The organism is Paracoccus sp. KKT209 (assembly GCF_055635455.1).
Map to the genome: position 1 here is coordinate 2,602,998 of NZ_CM145758.1, position 19,156 is coordinate 2,622,153.

General features: G+C 65.8%; 19 protein-coding genes and 2 tRNA genes. 3 read left to right on the forward strand and 18 right to left on the reverse strand.

Annotated elements, in window-relative coordinates:
* Positions 1–41: 41 nt before the first annotated feature.
* The 11 genes from rpoB to rlmB all read right to left on the reverse strand — a co-directional run bounded on the left by rpoB (position 42) and on the right by rlmB (position 9,940).
* Entirely contained in the window at positions 42–4,187 is a 4,146-nt protein-coding gene (gene rpoB, locus ACZ2G3_RS12840) for a DNA-directed RNA polymerase subunit beta (protein ID WP_470396418.1), read from the reverse strand.
* 229 nt (positions 4,188–4,416) lie between these two features.
* Positions 4,417–4,788, reverse strand: a complete 372-nt coding sequence (rplL, locus tag ACZ2G3_RS12845) for a 50S ribosomal protein L7/L12 (RefSeq protein WP_419270230.1) — start codon at positions 4,786–4,788, stop codon at positions 4,417–4,419.
* A 65-nt stretch (positions 4,789–4,853) separates the two neighbouring features.
* Positions 4,854–5,369: a 50S ribosomal protein L10 gene (gene rplJ, locus ACZ2G3_RS12850; protein ID WP_111302047.1), complete on the reverse strand. Its 516-nt coding sequence runs from the start codon at positions 5,367–5,369 to the stop codon at positions 4,854–4,856.
* Positions 5,370–5,596: 227 nt separating this feature from the next.
* Positions 5,597–6,295 carry a 50S ribosomal protein L1 gene (gene rplA, locus ACZ2G3_RS12855; RefSeq protein WP_111302046.1) on the reverse strand — a complete coding sequence of 233 codons (699 nt, stop codon included), beginning with the start codon at positions 6,293–6,295 and terminating at the stop codon, positions 5,597–5,599.
* Between the two features lie 2 nt (positions 6,296–6,297).
* Complete coding sequence (rplK, locus tag ACZ2G3_RS12860; RefSeq protein ID WP_419270232.1) at positions 6,298–6,750, reverse strand: 50S ribosomal protein L11; 453 nt, start codon at positions 6,748–6,750, stop codon at positions 6,298–6,300.
* 90 nt (positions 6,751–6,840) lie between these two features.
* Entirely contained in the window at positions 6,841–7,377 is a 537-nt protein-coding gene (gene nusG / locus ACZ2G3_RS12865) for a transcription termination/antitermination protein NusG (protein ID WP_111302044.1), read from the reverse strand.
* Positions 7,378–7,549: 172 nt separating this feature from the next.
* Positions 7,550–7,744, reverse strand: a complete 195-nt coding sequence (gene secE, locus ACZ2G3_RS12870; protein WP_419270234.1) for a preprotein translocase subunit SecE — start codon at positions 7,742–7,744, stop codon at positions 7,550–7,552.
* A 107-nt stretch (positions 7,745–7,851) separates the two neighbouring features.
* A tRNA-Trp gene (locus tag ACZ2G3_RS12875) sits at positions 7,852–7,927 on the reverse strand.
* A gap of 65 nt (positions 7,928–7,992) precedes the next feature.
* A complete protein-coding gene (locus ACZ2G3_RS12880; RefSeq protein ID WP_470396420.1) occupies positions 7,993–8,424 on the reverse strand; it encodes a CoA-binding protein in 432 nt (143 codons plus the stop codon).
* A gap of 212 nt (positions 8,425–8,636) precedes the next feature.
* On the reverse strand, positions 8,637–9,044 hold the full coding sequence (locus ACZ2G3_RS12885) for a YHS domain-containing (seleno)protein (RefSeq protein ID WP_470396421.1): 408 nt from the start codon (positions 9,042–9,044) through the stop codon (positions 8,637–8,639).
* 92 nt (positions 9,045–9,136) lie between these two features.
* Positions 9,137–9,940 (reverse strand): 23S rRNA (guanosine(2251)-2'-O)-methyltransferase RlmB, encoded by an 804-nt coding sequence (gene rlmB, locus ACZ2G3_RS12890; protein ID WP_470396422.1) that lies wholly within the window; start codon positions 9,938–9,940, stop codon positions 9,137–9,139.
* A gap of 136 nt (positions 9,941–10,076) precedes the next feature.
* Between rlmB and ACZ2G3_RS12895 the strand changes: the two genes are divergently transcribed.
* Together ACZ2G3_RS12895 and ACZ2G3_RS12900 are read left to right on the forward strand one after the other, a co-directional pair.
* A tRNA-Tyr gene (locus ACZ2G3_RS12895) sits at positions 10,077–10,160 on the forward strand.
* A gap of 123 nt (positions 10,161–10,283) precedes the next feature.
* Positions 10,284–11,282, forward strand: coding sequence for a hypothetical protein (locus ACZ2G3_RS12900; RefSeq protein ID WP_470396423.1), 999 nt, complete (start codon positions 10,284–10,286; stop codon positions 11,280–11,282).
* A gap of 7 nt (positions 11,283–11,289) precedes the next feature.
* Here ACZ2G3_RS12900 and mgrA read toward each other — a convergent pair whose 3' ends face one another.
* The 3 genes from mgrA to queF all read right to left on the reverse strand — a co-directional run bounded on the left by mgrA (position 11,290) and on the right by queF (position 15,929).
* Positions 11,290–12,339 carry an L-glyceraldehyde 3-phosphate reductase gene (gene mgrA, locus ACZ2G3_RS12905; RefSeq protein ID WP_470396424.1) on the reverse strand — a complete coding sequence of 350 codons (1,050 nt, stop codon included), beginning with the start codon at positions 12,337–12,339 and terminating at the stop codon, positions 11,290–11,292.
* Positions 12,332–15,262 (reverse strand): isoleucine--tRNA ligase, encoded by a 2,931-nt coding sequence (gene ileS, locus ACZ2G3_RS12910; RefSeq protein WP_470396425.1) that lies wholly within the window; start codon positions 15,260–15,262, stop codon positions 12,332–12,334. Before ileS ends, mgrA begins: the two co-directional genes overlap by 8 nt.
* 205 nt (positions 15,263–15,467) lie before the next feature.
* A complete protein-coding gene (queF, locus tag ACZ2G3_RS12915) occupies positions 15,468–15,929 on the reverse strand; it encodes a preQ(1) synthase (protein ID WP_470396426.1) in 462 nt (153 codons plus the stop codon).
* A gap of 104 nt (positions 15,930–16,033) precedes the next feature.
* On the opposite strand from queF, the gene ACZ2G3_RS12920 reads away from it, so the two are divergent.
* Entirely contained in the window at positions 16,034–16,456 is a 423-nt protein-coding gene (locus ACZ2G3_RS12920; RefSeq protein WP_470396427.1) for a group III truncated hemoglobin, read from the forward strand.
* On the opposite strand, the gene ACZ2G3_RS12925 is transcribed toward ACZ2G3_RS12920, so the two are convergent.
* From ACZ2G3_RS12925 to ispH, 4 genes are read right to left on the reverse strand one after another with little or no spacing between them, the layout of a single operon-like run.
* A complete protein-coding gene (locus tag ACZ2G3_RS12925; protein WP_470396428.1) occupies positions 16,453–17,091 on the reverse strand; it encodes a trimeric intracellular cation channel family protein in 639 nt (212 codons plus the stop codon). The genes ACZ2G3_RS12920 and ACZ2G3_RS12925 overlap by 4 nt on opposite strands.
* Positions 17,088–17,537, reverse strand: a complete 450-nt coding sequence (gene rnhA / locus ACZ2G3_RS12930) for a ribonuclease HI (RefSeq protein WP_470396429.1) — start codon at positions 17,535–17,537, stop codon at positions 17,088–17,090. Before rnhA ends, ACZ2G3_RS12925 begins: the two co-directional genes overlap by 4 nt.
* Positions 17,530–18,135: a glutathione S-transferase family protein gene (locus ACZ2G3_RS12935; protein ID WP_470396430.1), complete on the reverse strand. Its 606-nt coding sequence runs from the start codon at positions 18,133–18,135 to the stop codon at positions 17,530–17,532. Before ACZ2G3_RS12935 ends, rnhA begins: the two co-directional genes overlap by 8 nt.
* Before the next feature lie 38 nt (positions 18,136–18,173).
* The gene (gene ispH / locus ACZ2G3_RS12940) at positions 18,174–19,133 is read right to left on the reverse strand and encodes a 4-hydroxy-3-methylbut-2-enyl diphosphate reductase (protein WP_470396431.1); all 960 of its coding nucleotides are present in this window, start codon (positions 19,131–19,133) and stop codon (positions 18,174–18,176) included.
* Positions 19,134–19,156: the final 23 nt, after the last annotated feature.

Sequence of the window (19,156 nt, forward strand, 5' to 3'; positions counted from 1 at the left end):
AATGAAGGGCACGGAGGAAGGGGTGGTGAGGGGATGCCCCCTCACTCCTCCTCGTCCGCATCCAGGAGTTCCATGTTGAGGCCCAGACCCCGGACCTCCTTGACCAGCACGTTGAACGATTCCGGCACGCCAGCCTCGAAGTTGTCCTCGCCCTTGACGATGGACTCGTAGACTTTGGTGCGGCCGGCAACGTCGTCCGACTTGACGGTCAGCATTTCCTGCAGCGTGTAGGCGGCACCGTAGGCTTCCAGCGCCCAGACCTCCATCTCGCCAAGACGCTGGCCACCGAACTGGGCCTTACCGCCCAGGGGCTGCTGCGTGACAAGGCTGTACGGACCCGTGGAACGGGCGTGCATCTTGTCATCCACCAGGTGGTGCAGCTTGAGGACATACTTCATCCCCACGGTGACCTTGCGGGCGAACTGCTCGCCCGTGCGGCCATCGAACACCACCGACTGACCCGAGGTGTCGAACCCGGCACGCGTCAGTGCGTCGTTCACGTCGGCCTCCTTGGCACCGTCGAAGACCGGCGTCGCGATCGGCACACCCGTGCGCACCGTTCCGGCGTGCTCGCGCAGCGTCTCGTCGTCCAGGCTGTCGAACATCTCGGCATAGAGCTCGTCACCATAGCCGATGCGCATCGCCTCACGGACCGGGGTCATGTCGCCATTGCGGCGATAATCTTCCAGCGCCTCGTCGATCTTGAGGCCCAAGGCGCGGCTTGCCCAGCCCATGTGGGTTTCCAGGATCTGGCCCACGTTCATGCGCGAGGGCACGCCCAGAGGGTTCAGAACCAAGTCGACGGGGGTGCCGTCCGCCAGGAACGGCATGTCCTCCATCGGAACCACCTTGGACACGACGCCCTTGTTGCCGTGACGACCAGCCATCTTGTCGCCGGCCTGCAGCTTGCGCTTCACCGCGACAAAGACCTTGACCATCTTCATCACGCCCGGGGGCAGATCGTCACCCTGACGGACCTTCTCGACCTTGTCCTCGAAGCGAGCCTCCAGCAGCTTCTTCTGGGTGTCGTACTGGCCGTTCAGCGCCTCGACTTCCTTGGCGATATCCTCCTCGGACACGGCCAGCTGCCACCACTGGCCGCGCGACAACGTGCCCAGCAGGTCCTCGGTGATCTCGCTGTTGGCCTTCAGGCCCTTCGGACCCTTCAGCGCCGTTTTGCCCAGGATCAGGGTCTTGAGACGCGCATAGATGTTGCGGTCCAGGATCGCCTGTTCGTCGTCACGGTCGCGGGCCAGACGCTCGACTTCCTCGCGCTCGATCTGCAGCGCGCGCTCGTCCTTGTCCACACCGTGGCGGTTGAAGACCCGCACCTCGACGATGGTGCCATAGGCACCTGGCGGCAGACGCAGCGAGGTGTCGCGAACATCGGACGCCTTTTCACCGAAAATGGCGCGCAGCAGCTTTTCTTCCGGCGTCATCGGGCTTTCGCCCTTGGGGGTGATCTTGCCCACCAGGATGTCGCCCGGCCCGACCTCGGCGCCGATATAGACGATGCCCGCCTCGTCGAGGTTGCGCAGTGCTTCTTCGCCGACGTTCGGGATGTCGCGGGTGATCTCCTCGGGCCCAAGCTTGGTGTCGCGGGCCGCCACTTCGTATTCGTCGATATGGATCGAGGTGAACACGTCGTCGCGGTGGATCCGCTCACTGATCAGGATCGAGTCCTCGTAGTTGTAGCCGTTCCAGGGCATGAACGCGACGACCACGTTCCGACCGATGGCCAGTTCACCCTGATCGGTGGACGGACCGTCCGCGATGACCTGGTTGGCCACGACCTTCTCGCCCACCTTGACCAGCGGACGCTGGTTGATGGTCGAGGACTGGTTCGACCGCTTGAACTTGCGCAGACGATAGATGTCCACGCCCGCATCGCCCGAACCCATGTTCTCGGTCGCCCGGACCACGATCCGCTGCGCATCGACCTGGTCGATGATGCCGCCGCGCCGCGCCATGATGGCCGCACCCGAGTCGCGGGCCACGGTCGCTTCCATGCCGGTGCCCACAAAGGGGGCCTCGGCGCGCAGAAGCGGCACGGCCTGACGCTGCATGTTCGACCCCATCAGCGCGCGGTTGGCGTCGTCGTTCTCGAGGAACGGGATCAGCGCCGCGGCGACCGAGACCAGCTGCTTGGGCGACACGTCGATCAGATCGACCGCATCCACCGGGTTCAGCATGAAATCGCCCGCCTGACGGGTCGAGATCAGCTCGTCCACGAAGTTGCCTTCGTTATCCAGCGTCGCGTTGGCCTGCGCCACGGTGTGGCGCATTTCCTCGGTCGCCGACATGTAGACGACGTCGTCGGTCACCTTGCCCTCGATCACCTTGCGGTACGGGGTTTCGATGAAGCCGTACTTGTTCACGCGTGCGAAGGTCGCAAGGCTGTTGATCAGACCGATGTTCTGGCCTTCGGGCGTCTCGATCGGGCACATCCGGCCGTAATGGGTCGGGTGAACGTCGCGAACCTCGAAACCTGCACGCTCGCGCGTCAGACCGCCCGGCCCCAGGGCCGACAGGCGCCGCTTGTGCGTCACTTCCGACAAGGGGTTGGTCTGGTCCATGAACTGCGACAGCTGGCTGGAGCCGAAGAATTCACGAACCGCCGCCGCCGCCGGCTTGGCGTTGATAAGGTCCTGCGGCATGACGGTGTCGATCTCGACGCCCGACATGCGTTCGCGGATGGCACGCTCCATGCGCAGCAGGCCGACGCGGTACTGGTTCTCCATCAGCTCGCCGACCGAACGCACCCGGCGGTTGCCCAGATGGTCGATGTCGTCGATCTCGCCCTTGCCGTCGCGCAGTTCCACCAGGCCGTGAACGCAGGCCACGATGTCCTCGGGGCGCAGCGTGCGCTGCGTGTCAGGTGCGTCCAGGTCCAGGCGCATGTTCATCTTGACCCGGCCGACAGCCGAAAGGTCATAGCGCTCGCTGTCAAAGAACAGGCTGTTGAACAGGGTCTGCGCGGCCTCGACGGTGGGCGGCTCGCCCGGGCGCATGACGCGATAGATGTCCATCAGCGCGCCTTCGCGGCCCAAGTTCTTGTCCGCTGCCATGGTGTTGCGGATGTAGGGACCCACGTTGACATGGTCGATGTCCAGAACCGGGACCTCGGTGATGTCGTTGTCCAGCAGGACCTTCAGCAGGCCGCCCGACAGCTCGCCGTCCTTGTTGTACTCAGCGGTGATCTCGTCACCGGCCTCGGCATAGATGAAGCCGGTCTGGTCGTTGACCAGATCCTTGGCGACAAAGCGGCCGACGATGCGCTCGAACGGAACGAACAGGTTCAGCTGTCCTTCCGTTTCCAGCAGCTTCTTGACCAGGCGGGGCGTGACCTTTTCGCCGGCCTTGGTGATGACTTCGCCGGTATCAGCGTTCACCAGGTCATAGGCAGGACGAGTGCCGCGCACGCGCTCGGGGAAGAAACGGGTGACCCAGCCCTGCTCGCGCCCCTCACGACGCAGGGTGTAGCTGACCGTTTCATAGAAGGAATCCATGATGGCTTCCTGATCCATGCCAAGGGCATAGAGCAGCGTCGTCACAGGCAGCTTCCGGCGACGGTCGATCCGCGCGAACACCAGGTCCTTGGCGTCGAATTCAAAGTCGAGCCAGCTGCCGCGATAGGGAATGATCCGGCAGGCGAACAGCAGCTTGCCCGAGGAATGGGTCTTGCCGCGGTCATGGTCGAAGAACACGCCGGGCGAACGGTGCATCTGGCTGACGACCACGCGTTCAGTGCCGTTCACGATGAACGTGCCGTTCTGGGTCATCAGGGGCATGTCGCCCATGAAGACGTCCTGCTCCTTGATGTCCTTGACGGATTTCGCCCCGGTGTTCTCGTCGACATCGAACACGATCAGACGCAGGGTGACCTTCAGCGGCGCGGCATAGGTCATGTCGCGCTGCTGGCACTCGTCCACGTCGTATTTCGGGCGCTCCAGCTCGTATTTCACGAACTCCAGCGTCGCGGTCTCGTTGAAATCCTTGATCGGGAAGACCGACTGGAACACCCCCTGGATGCCGTCGCCATCGTTGTGGCCGGTCCCCTCGCCCGAGTTCAGGAACAGGTCATAGGAGGATTTCTGAACCTCGATCAGGTTCGGCATCTCCAGAACTTCACGGATGTTGCCATAGTAGCGCCGGATACGCTTTTGGCCGACATAAGCTTGCGCCATGGGGTCTAGTCACCTTTCGTCTTCGCGCGCGTTCCGGATCGGGGCACCCGGAACGGGCCTACGAATGCAGGGGTGAGGTTCCATTCGTGCCACGCGTCCCACCGCGCGGCTCCCGAACCTCGAACATGCCCTGAAGGAAGGTCTGGCAAGGAAACCGCCCTTCAAGACAGGTTCGGCAGGGACCGGGAAATCCCGGACCCTGCCCTTTCGACAACGGTCTTGCGACCGATTACTTCAGCTCGACCTTGGCGCCAGCCGCTTCGAGCTTCTTCTTGATCTCTTCTGCGTCGGCTTTGGAAGCGCCTTCCTTGACCTTGCCACCGGCTTCGACCAGGTCCTTGGCTTCTTTCAGGCCCAGACCGGTGATGCCGCGCACTTCCTTGATCACGTTGATCTTGTTGGCGCCGGCGTCGGTCAGGACGACGTCGAACTCGGTCTTTTCTTCTTCGGCTTCGGCGCTTGCGGCCGGGCCGGCCATCATGACGGCGCCACCGGCGGCCGGCTCGATGCCGTATTCGTCTTTCAGGATGGTCTTCAGTTCCTGGGCTTCCAGCAGGGTCAGGCCCACGATTTGTTCGGCGAGTTGTTTCAAGTCAGCCATTTTTCCGTTCTTTCCAGTTAGTGTTCCAACGTCGGGTCTTCAACCACACGCAGGGATCGGGTTGCTTACGCAGCCTCACGTTCCTCGAGGGTCGTGAGGATGCTCGCGATGTTCGAAGCAGGCGCGCCAATGGCACCGGCGATGTTGGAGGCAGGCGCACCGAGGCAGGACACGATCTGAGCGATGAGCTCTTCACGCGACGGCATCGAGGCGACGGCTTTCACACCGGCGGGGTCCAGCGCCGAGTCACCCATGGCACCGCCCAGGATCACGAAACGATCGTTGTCCTTGGCGTACTTGTCGGCGATCCGGGCCGCAGCGGTCGGATCTTCCGAATAGGTGATCACGGTCATGCCCGTCAGGTAGTCGGCGATGCTTGCGCAGGGCTTACCTTCCAGGGCGATCTTGGCGAGCTTGTTCTTGGCAACGCGAACGGAACCGCCGGCTTCGCGCATGCGCGCCCGCAGGTCCTGCATATGTGCAACCGTCATCCCCTCGTAGTGGGCAACCACCACGACGCCAGAGCTTTCAAAGATCTGGCCGAGTTCGTCGACCACCTGTTCTTTTTGTGCTCTATCCACGGTTTCACTCCAAGTAGGGGGTTTCCCCCCGCTCTCACTTTTCCCGGTCTCGAATGGGACCGGGTCGGGTCCGCTAGGGCAAGATCACCCGAAGGTCTGGACCTTCGGAAAAATGCTTCCCCATCTCAGGAAGGACATTAAGCGGGTTTCCCCGCACCCTCCGTCTCGGACAGGACGGGGCGGCTTGCGGCTGCCCCGTCATCCCCGACCTTGCGGCCAGGAAATTCTCAGTTGGCGGTCGCCGAGACGACGTCCACCGACACGCCCGGCCCCATGGTCGAGCTGATCGAGACCTTCTTCATGTAGGTCCCCTTCGCGCCCGTGGGCTTGGCGCGGCTGACCGCGTCCACGAAGGCGCGCAGGTTCTGGGCCAGCTTGTCCTCGTCGAACGAGACCTTGCCGATGCCGGCATGGACGACGCCCGCCTTCTCGGCCTTGAACTGGACCTCGCCGCCCTTGGCGGCGTTGACCGCACCGGTCACGTCCATGGTCACGGTGCCGACCTTGGGGTTCGGCATCAGGTTGCGCGGGCCCAGGATCTTGCCCAGACGGCCGACCAGCGGCATCATGTCCGGCGTCGCGATGCAACGGTCGAACTCGATCTTGCCGGACTGGATCGTCTCCATCAGGTCCTCGGCGCCGACGATGTCCGCACCGGCGGCCTTGGCTTCGTCAGCCTTGGGACCACGGGCGAAGACGGCGACGCGGACGTCCTTGCCGGTGCCTGCGGGCAGCGTGACCACACCGCGGACCATCTGGTCGGCATGGCGCGGGTCGACGCCCAGGTTCAGCGCGATCTCGACGGTTTCGTCGAACTTGGCCGAGGCCGAGGTCTTGACCAGCTTGATCGCGTCCTCGACGGTCAGGTTGGACTTACCTTCGAAGGCGGCGCGTGCCGCGGTCTTCTTCTTGGAAAACTTTGCCATGATCAGCCCCTCACCTCGATACCGATCGACCGGGCGGAACCGACGATGATCTTCATCGCGGCTTCGACGTCGTTCGCGGACAGGTCGGCCATCTTGGCTTCGGCGATCTCGCGCACCTGCTTGACGGTCACCGAACCGGCGTTCGTACGGCCAGGCTTGTCCGAACCCTTGGCGCGGTTGCGCTTGCCCACCGGCTTCAGGCCGGCGGCCTTCTTCAGCAGGAAGGACGCCGGGGGCGTCTTCGTCTCGAAGCTGAACGACTTGTCGGCGTAATAGGTGATCACGACGGGCACGGGCGAACCCTGCTCCATCTCCTGCGTGCGAGCGTTGAACTCCTTGCAGAAAGCCATGATGTTGATGCCGCGCTGACCCAGTGCGGGGCCGACGGGGGGCGACGGGTTCGCCTGACCCGCCTTGATCTGCAGCTTGAGGCTGCCAACTACTTTCTTGGCCATCTGGCCTTCTCCTTCATCATCAAGCCCGCGAACGGGGCCGATTTAGCGGTGCGGCCCCTGTCCCGAAGGACCGGCGCCTCCCGCAGCCAATCACGCGGTCTTGGAAACCTGCGTGAATTCCAGTTCGACCGGCGTCGGCCGGCCAAAGATCGACACGGTGACCTTCACGCGCGACGAAATCTCGTCCACTTCCTCGACCATGCCCGAGAAGCCCTCGAACGGACCGTCGGTCACGTTCACCTTCTCGCCCACGTCAAAGCGGATCAGGTTGCGCGGCGCGGCGGGTTCGCCGTCGACCGAGCGGTTCAGCATCGCGTTCACCTCGTCGTCGCGCATCGGCATGGGCTTGCCCTGCGCGCCGAGGAAACCGGTGACGCGGTTGATCGAATTGACCAGGTGATAGGTGCGGTCCGACATGTCCATGTGCACCAGCACATAGCCCGGCATGAAGCGACGCTCCGAGGTGACCTTCTTGCCGCGGCGGATCTCGATCACTTCCTCGGTCGGAACCAGCACCTCGTCGATCTGCTCTTCCAGACCCTTCTCGGCGACGGCCTGACGAATCGCCTCGGCGACCTTCTTTTCGAAGTTCGACAGGACGCTGACCGAATACCAACGCTTTGCCATGTCTCGATCGACCCCTGCTCATCTTTTGGGGAATCACGCGGATGCCGCGCCAACCCCTTGAATTCCTGTATGTCCGAAAAACTGAAATCGGCGCGCATGCGATTCCGATGCACGCCGCTTTCCGGACAGTCGTGGGCAGATACCGCCCCTGCGGCCCAAATGCAAGCCCCGATCAGCCGCTGATCAGCCGCAGCCCCTGGGTCAGGCCGGTGCGGATCGCCAGGTCGACCAGGAAAAAGAACAGGCTGGTGATCGAGGCAAAGATCATGACCATGATGGTCGTGGTGATCACCTCGCGGCGCGTGGGCCAGGTGATCTTGGCGGCCTCGGCACGGACCTGGTTGATGAACTGGACGGGATTGGCCACGGGTGGGCTCCTTGGGCAAGTGCAGGCGCTGATCTATCCGGCCTGCACCGGCATTTCAAGCCTGACCGACATCTCGCCCGGCGGGCGGCGTATCTGACGGAAGGACCTGGCAGGGGCAGGGGGACTCGAACCCACGACCCTCGGTTTTGGAGACCGATGCTCTACCAACTGAGCTATACCCCTGAGGTGGGGCCTGATTAGGCGCGCCGGACGCCCCCGTCAAGCAGATATCGGCCCTCAACCTCCGCTCACGGATAGCGGGGAAACTCGATCTTGGGGCAGCGGTCCTGGATCACGATCTTGCCGGCTTGGCGCGCGCGTTCGGCGGCGCGGTCGTCGCGCACGCCCAGCTGGGTCCAGATGACCGTCAGGTCCGGCAGCTGGGCCAGCGCCTCGTCGACAATCCCCGCGACGGCGTCCGAACGGCGGAAGATATCGACCATCTGCACGCCGGCCTCATCCGGGATATCGGCAAGGCTCGCGTGGACCGTCTCGCCCAGGATCTTGTGGCCGGCATGGCCGGGATTGACAGGGATCACGCGGATGCCGCGGGCCTGCAGATAGCGCGCCACACCCCAGCTGGGCCGCGCCTCGTTCGGCGACAGGCCTACCATCGCGACCACCTTGATGGTCCGCGCGATGCGGGCGATGTCCTGATCTTCCTCCAACGCGATCTCCATATCCGTCTCCCCCCTGATCCCGCAGCCTGTGGTTGCGGCAATCTTGCATAGAAAAGGCGCCCGGTCCACAGGGTGGCCGGGCGCAAGTGGCGGAACGAGGGACAGTGATCCGAACATGACCGTTCCGGGGTCATGTCCTGCATGTGTAAATGGGCATCACCTTGGAAAAGTTCCAGAGCGATCGCGCTTTTGTGATTATGAAAGCTCGGCCTTCAGTTTCCGCCCCAAGCAGCCTCTGCCTGGTCCAGGATCCGCGCCGGATCCTGCTTCACTTGCCGTTCGGCCGCGTCCGACCGGAACAGATAGAGATCGCCGGCAATGACCGCGAAGAAACGCGGATCCCCCGGCTCTGGGCGCCCTTCCACGATCGAGACGGGGCACATCCCATCAAACCGGGGCGCGAAGGACCGCGGATCGGCCTCGAAGCGCAAGCGATTCTCTTCCGAGACGAAATGCCAGACCTGCCCCTTCCACATGGTCGCGATGTCACCGCGCCCCGGGATCGGGCGCCCGCTCTGCACATAGCCGACCGCATCAAAGCCCCCCAGGGCCCAGTCCTGCGCCGCGGCAGGCAGCGCGGGCAGGATCGCCAGGAGGAGGGGCAGGACAAGGTTGCGCATGGTGACTCGATCAATACGGGGTTGACGCCTACTTGGCAGCAGTCGTCCCGAATCTCAACGCGCCGGGCAGGAACGTCGCAGGGATGTGATGTTCAGGCACGCCCCGCGGCATAAAGTGAGACCGCCGCCGCGTTCGACACGTTCAGCGATCCGAAATCCGCCGCGAAGGGGATGCGCGCCACGTGGTCGCAGGTCTTGACCGTCAATTCGCGCATCCCCGGCCCTTCGGCGCCCAGCACAAGGCAGATCGCGCGTCCCGACAGCCGGGTCATCAGGTCAGGCAGGGACTCGCTGCCCGTCCCGTCCAGGCCCACCAGGATGAAGCCCATGTTCTTCAGCTGGGTCAGCGCCTCGGCCAGGTTCGGCACGCGCAGATAGGGCTGACGCTCCAGCGCCCCCGAGGCGGTCTTGGCCAGCGCCCCGGTCTCAGGCGCGGAATGGCGGGCAGGTGCGATCACCGCGCGCGCGCCAAAGACCTCGGCCGAACGCAGGATGGCGCCGACATTGTGGGGGTCGGTCACCCGGTCCAGCGCCACCAGCAGCGGCCGTGTCTCGCCGGGCGCCTCGCGCAACGCAACCTCGCTGAGGCTGCCCCATTTCAGCGGCTTCACCTCCAGCGCGGCCCCTTGGTGCACGCTTTCGACGGCCAGCGGCACGGCCTTGTCAAAGATGCGCGGGTCGGTCACCTCGGGCTCCATCCCGTGCAGGTCCCCGAGGCGTGTCAGTGCGTTCTGGGTCACCACCAGGCGCAGCTTTTCCCGTTCAGGATTGGCCAGGGCGTCCCGCACAGCGTGCAGCCCGAACAGCCACACCGTCTCGGCCGCGGCGGCGCGGCGGCCACGTTCCTTGTCGATCACCCATGCGGGCTTCTTGGATTTGGGGGTCCTTTCGGCCATCGGGGGCCTCCTTTCCTGCCCCGTCTCTCTGCGCGTGCGGGCGCGATCACGCAAGCCCCCGAAATGTGCCTTCGGAAATCTGCTTGACGCCCCCTGGCGGGGCGGCTAATCACCGCCCACGCCGAAAGCGATCGGCGGGCGACGTGCTGCAAGGTGCGGCAGCGGACTGTAACTCCGCCGGGGAGACCCACGCCTGGTTCGATTCCAGGGTCGCCCACCACTTTCCCCTCATTCCTGGTTCAGTGGTGTGCCGGCCGCCACGGTCGATGGCGCCACAGGGGCTTTTGCACCCCAAGTCCGGCGGCTAGGCTGCGCGCGAACAACGGACGGTTCGGGCGCGGCGATGCAGCACAGACAGACCTTTCCCAATCTGCTGATCGTGGCCCAAGCCGGACGGCTGGAATTCGAGGCACTGATCTTCATGGCCAGCCTGAGGGCCAGCGCGCCCGGTTGGTGCGGCCGCGTCATTCTGGCCGAACCCCGTCCCGAAGGGGCATGGCAGGATCACCGGACCCAGATCTCGGACGGCTGCCGGGACCTGCTGATGCAGATGGGGGCGGAGATCACCCCCTTCACCGCGCGGCATTTCGGCGCCGCCTATCCGCAGGGCAACAAGATCGAGGCGCTGGCGCTGCTGCCGGAAAACGAGCCCTTCATCTTCTTCGACACCGACACGCTGATCACCGGCCCCCTGGACCAGGTGCGCTTCGACTTTGCCCGGCCCTCGGCCTCGATGCGGCGCGAGGCGACCTGGCCGCAGCCGCCCCTCTACGGGCCGGGCTATGGCGGGATCTGGAAGTCGATCTACGACCGCTTTGGCCAAGACTTCCACAGCAGCCTGGACCTAACCCAGCCCGACGAGCACTGGGAGCGGTACCTCTATTTCAACGCGGGCTGGTTCTTCGGCGCCGACCCGGGTGAATTCGGGCGCCGGTTTCTGGACTGGGCGCGGGCGCTGCGCGACGATCCGCATGATGCGCTGGCCTGCCAGGCGATGGAACCCTGGCTGGATCAGGCCGTGCTGCCCGTGGTGATCCACAGCCTGGGGGGCGGCCGTCCCGGCCCCGAACTGGACGGGCTGGACGGCGCCGTGACCTGCCATTATCGCCGCCTGCCGCTGCTTTACGCGCAACAGGGAGATCATGCGATGGAGGTGCTAGAGCGCGTGGTCGCCCCGAAGGAGATCAAGCGGCTGCTGCGCGAATGGGAACCCGCACGCAAGCTGATCTACCAGGAAAAGGGCCGCAGCAAGGTGCGCCCGATCTTTGCCGGCCACAGCGGCCCGCTGCCGGAACGGCAGATCCGCCACCAGTTGAAGAGCCGCGGCTGGTGGCTGGTCTAGCGGGCCGTCAGGCCCCTGCCCCTTCCGAGGACCGGGCCCAGATGTTCACGTCGCCCTTGGCCGACAGCTGGTCGATCCGGGCCAGCTCGTCATCCGTGAACTCCAGGTTGCCCAAGGCGCCCACGCAGTCGCGCACCTGCTCGGCCCGCGAGGCACCGATCAGCGCGCTGGTCACGCGCCCGCCGCGCAGCGTCCAGGCGACCGCCATCTGCGCCAGCGTCTGCCCCCGATCCAAGGCCAGGTCGTTCAGACCGTTCAGGCGCTCGATCATGTCCTGGCTCAGCCAGTCGGGCGACAGCGACTTGCCCTGCGCCGCGCGGCTGTCGGCGGGAATGCCCTTGAGGTATTTCCCCGTCAGCATCCCCTGCGCCAGCGGCGTGAAGACGATGCTGCCCATCCCCAGTTCATCCAGCGTGTCCAGCAGCCCGTCATTTTCCACCCACCGGTTCAGCATGTTGTAGCTGGGCTGGTGGATCAGGCAGGGCGTGCCCAGGTCCTTCAGGATCGCCGCCGCCTCGCGGCTGCGGGCGCTGTTATAGCTGCTGATGCCCACGTAAAGCGCGCGTCCCGACCGCACGATGTGGTCCAGCGCGCCCATGGTCTCCTCCAGGGGCGTGTCGGGGTCGAAGCGGTGCGAATAGAAGATGTCGACATAGTCCAGCCCCATCCGCTTCAGCGACTGGTCGCAGGAAGCGATCAGGTATTTCCGGCTGCCCATCTCGCCATAGGGGCCGGGCCACATGTCATAGCCGGCCTTGCTGCTGACGATCAGCTGGTCGCGATAACCGGCGAAATCGGTCCGCAGGATCTCTCCAAAGGCCTCCTCGGCGCTGCCCGGCGGTGGGCCATAGTTGTTGGCCAGGTCGAAATGTGTGATCCCCAGGTCAAAGGCCGTGCGGCAGATGTCGCGCTTGGTCTGGTGGAGCGTGTCATGGCCGAAATTGTGCCACAGCCCCAGGCTGATCGCCGGCAGCTTCAACCCAGAAAGCCCGCAGCGGCGATATTCCATGGAAGCATAGCGGTCGGCGGCGGGGAGGTAGCGGTTTTCCTCAACCATGGCTCAGAACCTCGTCGCAGCGGGCGCAGACGCCCGGATGGGAATGGCTGCCCACGTCGGGCAGGATCTTCCAGCAGCGCTGGCACTTGTCGCCCTCGGCCGGCTCGAAGACCACGCCGATGCCGGGGGCCTCGGCCATGCGAAAGGCCTCCTGCGGCGCCGGATCACGGGTCAGCGACAGGTCCGAGGTGATGCAGATATCGGCGAAGGCCACCGATTTCAGCGCGGCCAGCATCTCGGGCTCCTCGACATGGACGACCGGCGCCGCCTCCAGGCTGGCGCCGATGGTCTTGTCGGTCCGCTTCACCTCCAGCGCGGCGGTCACGACGCGGCGGGCGCGGCGGACATGGTCCCATTTCGCGGCCAAGGGCTCGTTCAGCCAGTCGGCCGGGGTCGCGGGGAAATCGTGCAGATGCACGCTGTCATCCGCGGACGGAAAGCGCGACAGCCAGACATCCTCCATGGTGAAGGGCAGGATCGGCGCCAGCCAGGTCACCAGGCGGTGGAACAGGATGTCCAGGACCGTCCGCGCGGCGCGGCGGCGCGGGCTGTCGGGCGCGTCGCAATACAGCGCGTCCTTGCGGATGTCGAAATAGAAGGCCGACATGTCCACTGTGCAGAACTGGAACAGCGTCTGGAACACACCCTGGAAGTCGAAGGTCTCATAGCCCCGGCGTACCTGGTGATCCAGCTGCGCCAGCCGGTGCAGCACCCACTGTTCCAACTCGGGCATCCGGTCGGCCGGCAGCCGCTCGGCCTCATCCCAATCCGCCAATGCGCCCAGCAGGAAGCGCAGTGTGTTGCGCAGCCGGCGATAGCTGTCGGCGGTGCCTTTCAGGATCTCGGGGCCGATGCGCTGGTCGGCGGTGTAATCCGCCTGCGCCACCCACAGGCGCAGGATGTCGGCGCCGTATTGTTCGATCACCTTGGCGGGCACGATGGTATTGCCAAGCGACTTGGACATCTTCATGCCCTTCTCGTCCAGCGTGAAGCCATGCGTGACGACGTTGCGATAGGGGGCGCGGCCCTTGGTGGCGCTGGCCTGCAGCAGCGAGGACTGGAACCAGCCGCGATGCTGGTCCGTGCCCTCCAGGTACAGGTCGGCGATGCCGTCGGGCGTGCCGTCCTCGCGGTCGCGCAGCACGAAGGCATGGGTCGAGCCGCTGTCGAACCAGACGTCCAGCACATCGGTGACCTGGTCGTAATCGTCCGGGTTCACGATGCCGTCCAGCATCTGCGCCTTGAAGCCCGCGCGATACCAGACATCGGCGCCGTCCTGTTCAAAGGCCGCCACGATGCGGTCGTTCACGCGCGGATCGCGCAGCAGGAAGTCGTCGTCCGTGGGCTTGGCGCCCTTCTTGACAAAGCAGGTCAACGGCACGCCCCAGGCCCGCTGGCGCGACAGCACCCAGTCCGGGCGGTTCTCGACCATCGAATGGATGCGGTTGCGCCCGGTCTGCGGCCACCACTTCACCAGCTTGTCGATCGAGGTCAGCGCGCGGGTGCGGATCGTGTCGCCATGGCTTCCCAGACCGTCGTCCAGCGGCTTGTCGATGGCGGCGAACCACTGCGGCGTGTTGCGATAGATCAGCGGCGCCTTGGACCGCCAGCTGTGCGGATAGCTGTGCTTGATCTTGCCCTTGGCCAGCAGCGCCCCGGCCCAGGCCAGCTGCTTGATGACGCTGACATTGGCCGGGCCGTCCTTGCCATCGGGCGCGATGATCGCCTCTCCCCCAAACAGCGGCAGGTCCCGGCGATAGCTGCCGTCAGGCTCGACATTGTAGGTCATCGGCAGCTTGAAGCGCAGGCCCATTTGATAGTCGTCGTCGCCATGGCTGGGCGCGGTATGCACGAACCCCGTGCCGGCGTCGTCCGTCACATGATCGCCAGGCAGCATGGGGACATCGTAATCCCACTCGCCCAGCCCCCCCTCGACTCCGCGCAGGGGGTGAGCCAGGACCAGCGCGGCCAGTTCATCGGCTCCCACCGTCCGCAGGCGGCTGTGGCCCGTGACCTTCGCTGCACCCATCACGGATGGGGCCAGCGCATCGGCCAGCACGATATGCTCTCCGACCTTGGCCGTGGCATTTTCCGCCGCCTCGGTGACCTCGTAGAGGCCATAGGCGATCTGCGGATTGAAGGCGACGGCCCGGTTCTGCGGGATCGTCCAGGGCGTCGTGGTCCAGATCACCACCGATGCCTCCAGCAGGTCGGTGCGCATGCAGCCGTCCAGCGGCGCGAACTCCGATTGGGACGCCACCCCGAACCGCACCCAGATCGTGTGGCTGGTGTGGTCGTGATATTCCACCTCGGCCTCGGCCAGGGCGGTCTTTTCCACGGACGACCACATCACGGGCTTCGACCCCTGATAAAGGCTGCCGTTTATCAAGAGCTTCATGAACTCGGCCGCGATCACCGCCTCGGCGTGGAAGTCCATGGTCAGATAGGGGCGGTCCCAGGCCCCGGTGATGCCAAGCCGCTGGAACTCGTCGCGCTGGATGTCCACCCACTCATCGGCAAAGCGCCGGCATTCCTGGCGGAACTCGACCACGTCGACCGCATCCTTGTCGCGGCCTTCCTTGCGGTACTTCTCCTCGATCTTCCACTCGATCGGCAGGCCGTGGCAGTCCCAACCGGGCACGTATCGCGCATCGCGGCCCATCATCTGGTGGCTGCGCACGATGATGTCCTTGATCGTCTTGTTCAGCGCGTGGCCGATATGCAGGTGGCCGTTGGCATAGGGCGGGCCGTCATGCAGCACGAAGGGCACCCGCCCCCCCGCGGCCGCCCGCTCGCGCAGCCGGTCATAGATGCCGATGCGGGACCAGCGCTCCAGCCATTCCGGCTCGCGCTGCGGCAGGCCCGCGCGCATGGGAAACTCGGTCTGCGGCAGAAAGACGGTGTCGCGATAGTCGGGGGTCATGAAGCGTTCCTTGGGGCTGGGTCCGGCAGTCGGATCAGGAATTCAGGCGGCAAAGATCCCGGCGGTGCGAAACATCACGCCGCCGGGCCGCTAATTCGTATGCCGAAGCCCGCAAAATCCATGCGCCCTCTATAGAAACGCAGGCCCGCACCCGCAAGCGCCGACCCTTTTCCGGCCACCCGTTTTCTGCGGCCGAACCGCGCCCTCAGCCCCGGCCACGATAGCCGGCGACACCCTGATCGGGCAGCCACAGACCTTCGGGGACGGCGCCGGTCTGCCAGAAGACGTCGATCGGCATGCCGCCGCGCGGGTACCAATAGCCGCCGATCCGCAGCCAGCGCGGGTCCAGCAGCCCGGCGATGCGCTTGCCGATGCCCACGGTGCAATCCTCGTGGAAGGCGCCGTGGTTGCGAAAGCTGCCCAGGAACAGCTTCAGCGACTTGGATTCGACCAGCCAGTCGCCCGGCACATAATCGATCACCAGATGCGCGAAATCCGGCTGGCCCGTCAGCGGGCAGAGGCTGGTGAACTCGGGCTGGGTGAAGCGCACGACATAGGTCTCGCCCGGCTGCGGATTGGGCACGCGCTCCAGCACCGCCTCCTCGGGCGATTGCGGCAGGGGGGTGCTGGCGCCAAGCTGGGTCAGTGCGTCGGTATAGTGGCTCATCGTCTGGCTCCTGTTTTGACCGGGTGGGCTGCGACCGGAAGCGGCCTCTTAGCATCCCGGCCGCGGGCGATCAAACCCTTGAAACCCGCGCCGGACCGGGCCAGATGCGGCAGATGGACATGCCCGACCTGCCCCCCCGCTTCGACATCACCGAGGCCGAGATCCGCCGCACCGTCGCCGTCTTCTACGGCGCCGTCCGCCGGCACGAGGTGCTGGGGCCGATCTTCGCGGAACATGTCGGCGACTGGCCCGCGCATGAGGACCGCATCGCGGCCTTCTGGGCCGGGGCGATCCTGCACCGCGCGGGCTATAACGGCAGCCCGATGCACGCCCATCTGTCGGCGGGCAATGTGCGGCCCGAACATTTCACGATCTGGCTGGCGCTGTTCGACGAATCGCTCCGCCGCACCCTGCCGCCCTGGAGCGCGCGCGCCTGGTCGCAGCTGGCGCATCGCATCGGCCAGGGCCTGCGCGCGGGGGTCGAGAACGTGGATGCCGGCCGAAACGGGCCGCCCCGGCTGCGCTAGCCCCGGTCGCGCGGCGGGCGCGGGCGATAGACCGGCAGCCGCCAGCCGAAATGCAGGCTGCCCGCGCGCAGCACCCAGACCGCGACCGCGCAGGCGATCAGCGCCTCGGTCCGGTCTAACCCCAGCCAGACCAGCGTCACCGCCGTCAGCGCGCCGCCAAAGGCCGCCGTCAGGTACAGCTGCCCCTGCTTGAGGACCAGCGGAACCTCGTTGCCCACCACGTCGCGCATCAGCCCGCCGAAAGTGCCCGTCACCACGCCCATGATGACGACGATGACAGGGCCAAAGCCGCCTTCCATCGAAACGCCCACGCCCGCCGCGACCGCGACGCCCAGGGCGACGCTGTCCAGCCAGACCAGCCAGCGATAGCGGCTCTCGAACAGGTGCGCCGTCCAGAACACGACCAGGGCTGCGGCGGCGGCGATCAGCACATAGGCCGGCTGCGCGACCCAAAAGACCATCTCGCGCCCCAGGATCAGGTCGCGCAGGGTTCCCCCGCCCACGGCGGTCAGCGCGGCCATGAAGATGAAGCCCACCGGGTCCAGCTGCGCCCGGCTGGCCACCAGCGCCCCGGTCAGCGCAAAGACCAGCACGGCGCCGTAATCCAGCGCCGCGACCAGCGCCGCAGGCGTCATTTGAAGGGGGCCATTCCGGCGCGGGCCAGTTCGTCGGCGCGCTCGTTCTCGGCGTGGCCGGCATGGCCCTTGATCCAGCGCCATTCGACCTCGTGGCGGCGCGCCGCCTCGTCCAGGCGCTGCCACAGCTCGACATTCTTGACGGGCTTGCGGTCGGCGGTCTTCCAGCCGTTGCGCTTCCAGCCGTGGATCCACTGCGTGACGCCGTTCTTGACATAGTTGCTGTCGGTCACAATCACGATCCTGCTGGGACGGGTCAGCGCCTCCAGCGCGCTGATGGCGGCCATCAGCTCCATCCGGTTGTTGGTGGTCGCCGCCTCACCGCCCTGCAGCTCGCGCTGCTTGACAACGGCCTCGCCCTCCAATGCGCGCATCAGGACGCCCCAGCCTCCGGGGCCGGGATTGCCGCTGCAGGCGCCGTCGGTCCAGGCAAACAGCTCAGGCATCGATCGCCACATGGCCCGGCAGCGCCGCCACCCGGTCCAGCCAGGCCGTGACGGCCGGAAAGCGCGCCATGTCAAAGCCGCCGCGGCTGCCAGCGGTGTGGGTATAGGCGTAAAGGCAGATGTCGGCCAAGCTGGCCCCCTCTCCGGCCAGCCAGTTCCGGCCGGCCAGGCGCGTCTCCATGATCGACAGCAGGGCTTGGCCGCGGGTCAGCAGATCCGCCATCCGCTCGGGCGTGGCCTGATCCGCGCGCGAGGGATAGAAGTTCAGCGCCCCGCGCACGGCGATGACGCCCTCGTGCTGGTTCTGCTCCCAGAACATCCAGGCCAGCATCTCGGCGTGGGCAAAGCGGTCCTGCGGCCAGAACCGGGTCCCCTCGCCCAGCCAGCACAGGATCGCGTTGGATTCGGGCAGCACCCGGCCGTCATCCAGGACCAGCACCGGCGCCTTGCCAAAGGGCAGCGCGCCCTTGGCCTGCGCCTCGCGCAGCGCGTCCGAGGACTCCTCCACGTCGACGACCTGGCAGTCGCGGCCCAGCAGGGCCAGCAGCAGGCGCACCTTGTAGCTGTTGCCCGAGGAGGGCATCGACCAGAGCTTCATGCCCCACCTTTCTTCAGCCTCTCGTCCCGGCGCCGGGCTCAGCCGGCGGTTTCGCGCAGGACCCGCGGCACCTTGAATTCGACCCGTTCCACGGCCGTTTCGACCAGTTCGACGGTCACGTCATAGCGGTCGCGAAAGGCGTCGATGACCTCGTTCACCAGCACCTCGGGCGCGCTGGCCCCTGCGGTCACGCCCACCGCACGGATGCCTTCCAGCGCCCGCCAGTCGATCTGCGCGGCGCGCATCACCAGCTGCGAATAGCTGCATCCCGAGGCCTTGCCGACCTCGACCAGCCGCTTGGAGTTGCTGGAGTTCTCGGCGCCGATCACCAGCAGCGCGTCGATATGCGGGGCCACCGCCTTGACCGCCGCCTGGCGGTTGGTGGTGGCATAGCAGATGTCTTCCTTGGCCGGGCCGATGATGGCCGGGAACCGGGCCTGCAGTGCGGCGACGATGCCCGCGGTGTCGTCCACCGACAGCGTCGTCTGGGTGATGAAGGCCAAGCGCTGCGGGTCGCGGACCTCGATGGTCGCGACATCGGCCACGTCCTCGACCAGGATCACCTCGCCCTCGGGCAGTTGTCCCATGGTTCCAAGGACTTCCGGATGCCCCTCATGGCCGATCATCACCATCTGCAGACCGGCCGCGTGATGGCGTTCGGCCTCGATATGGACCTTGCTGACCAGGGGGCAGGTCGCGTCGACATAGACCATCTGGCGGCGCTGCGCCTCGGCCGGGACCGCCTTGGGGACGCCGTGGGCGGAAAAGATCACCGGGCGGTCGTCGGGGCAGTCGTCCAGTTCCTCGACAAAAACGGCGCCCTTGTCGCGAAGCGCGTCGACGACATACTTGTTGTGAACGATCTCGTGCCGGACATAGACGGGGGCGCCCCATTTCTGCAGCGCCATCTCGACGATCTTGATCGCGCGGTCGACACCCGCGCAGAAGCCGCGCGGGGCGGCCAGATACAGGGTCAGGGGCGGCTTGTGATGTTCCATGCCCCTCAGGTAGCGCGGCGGGC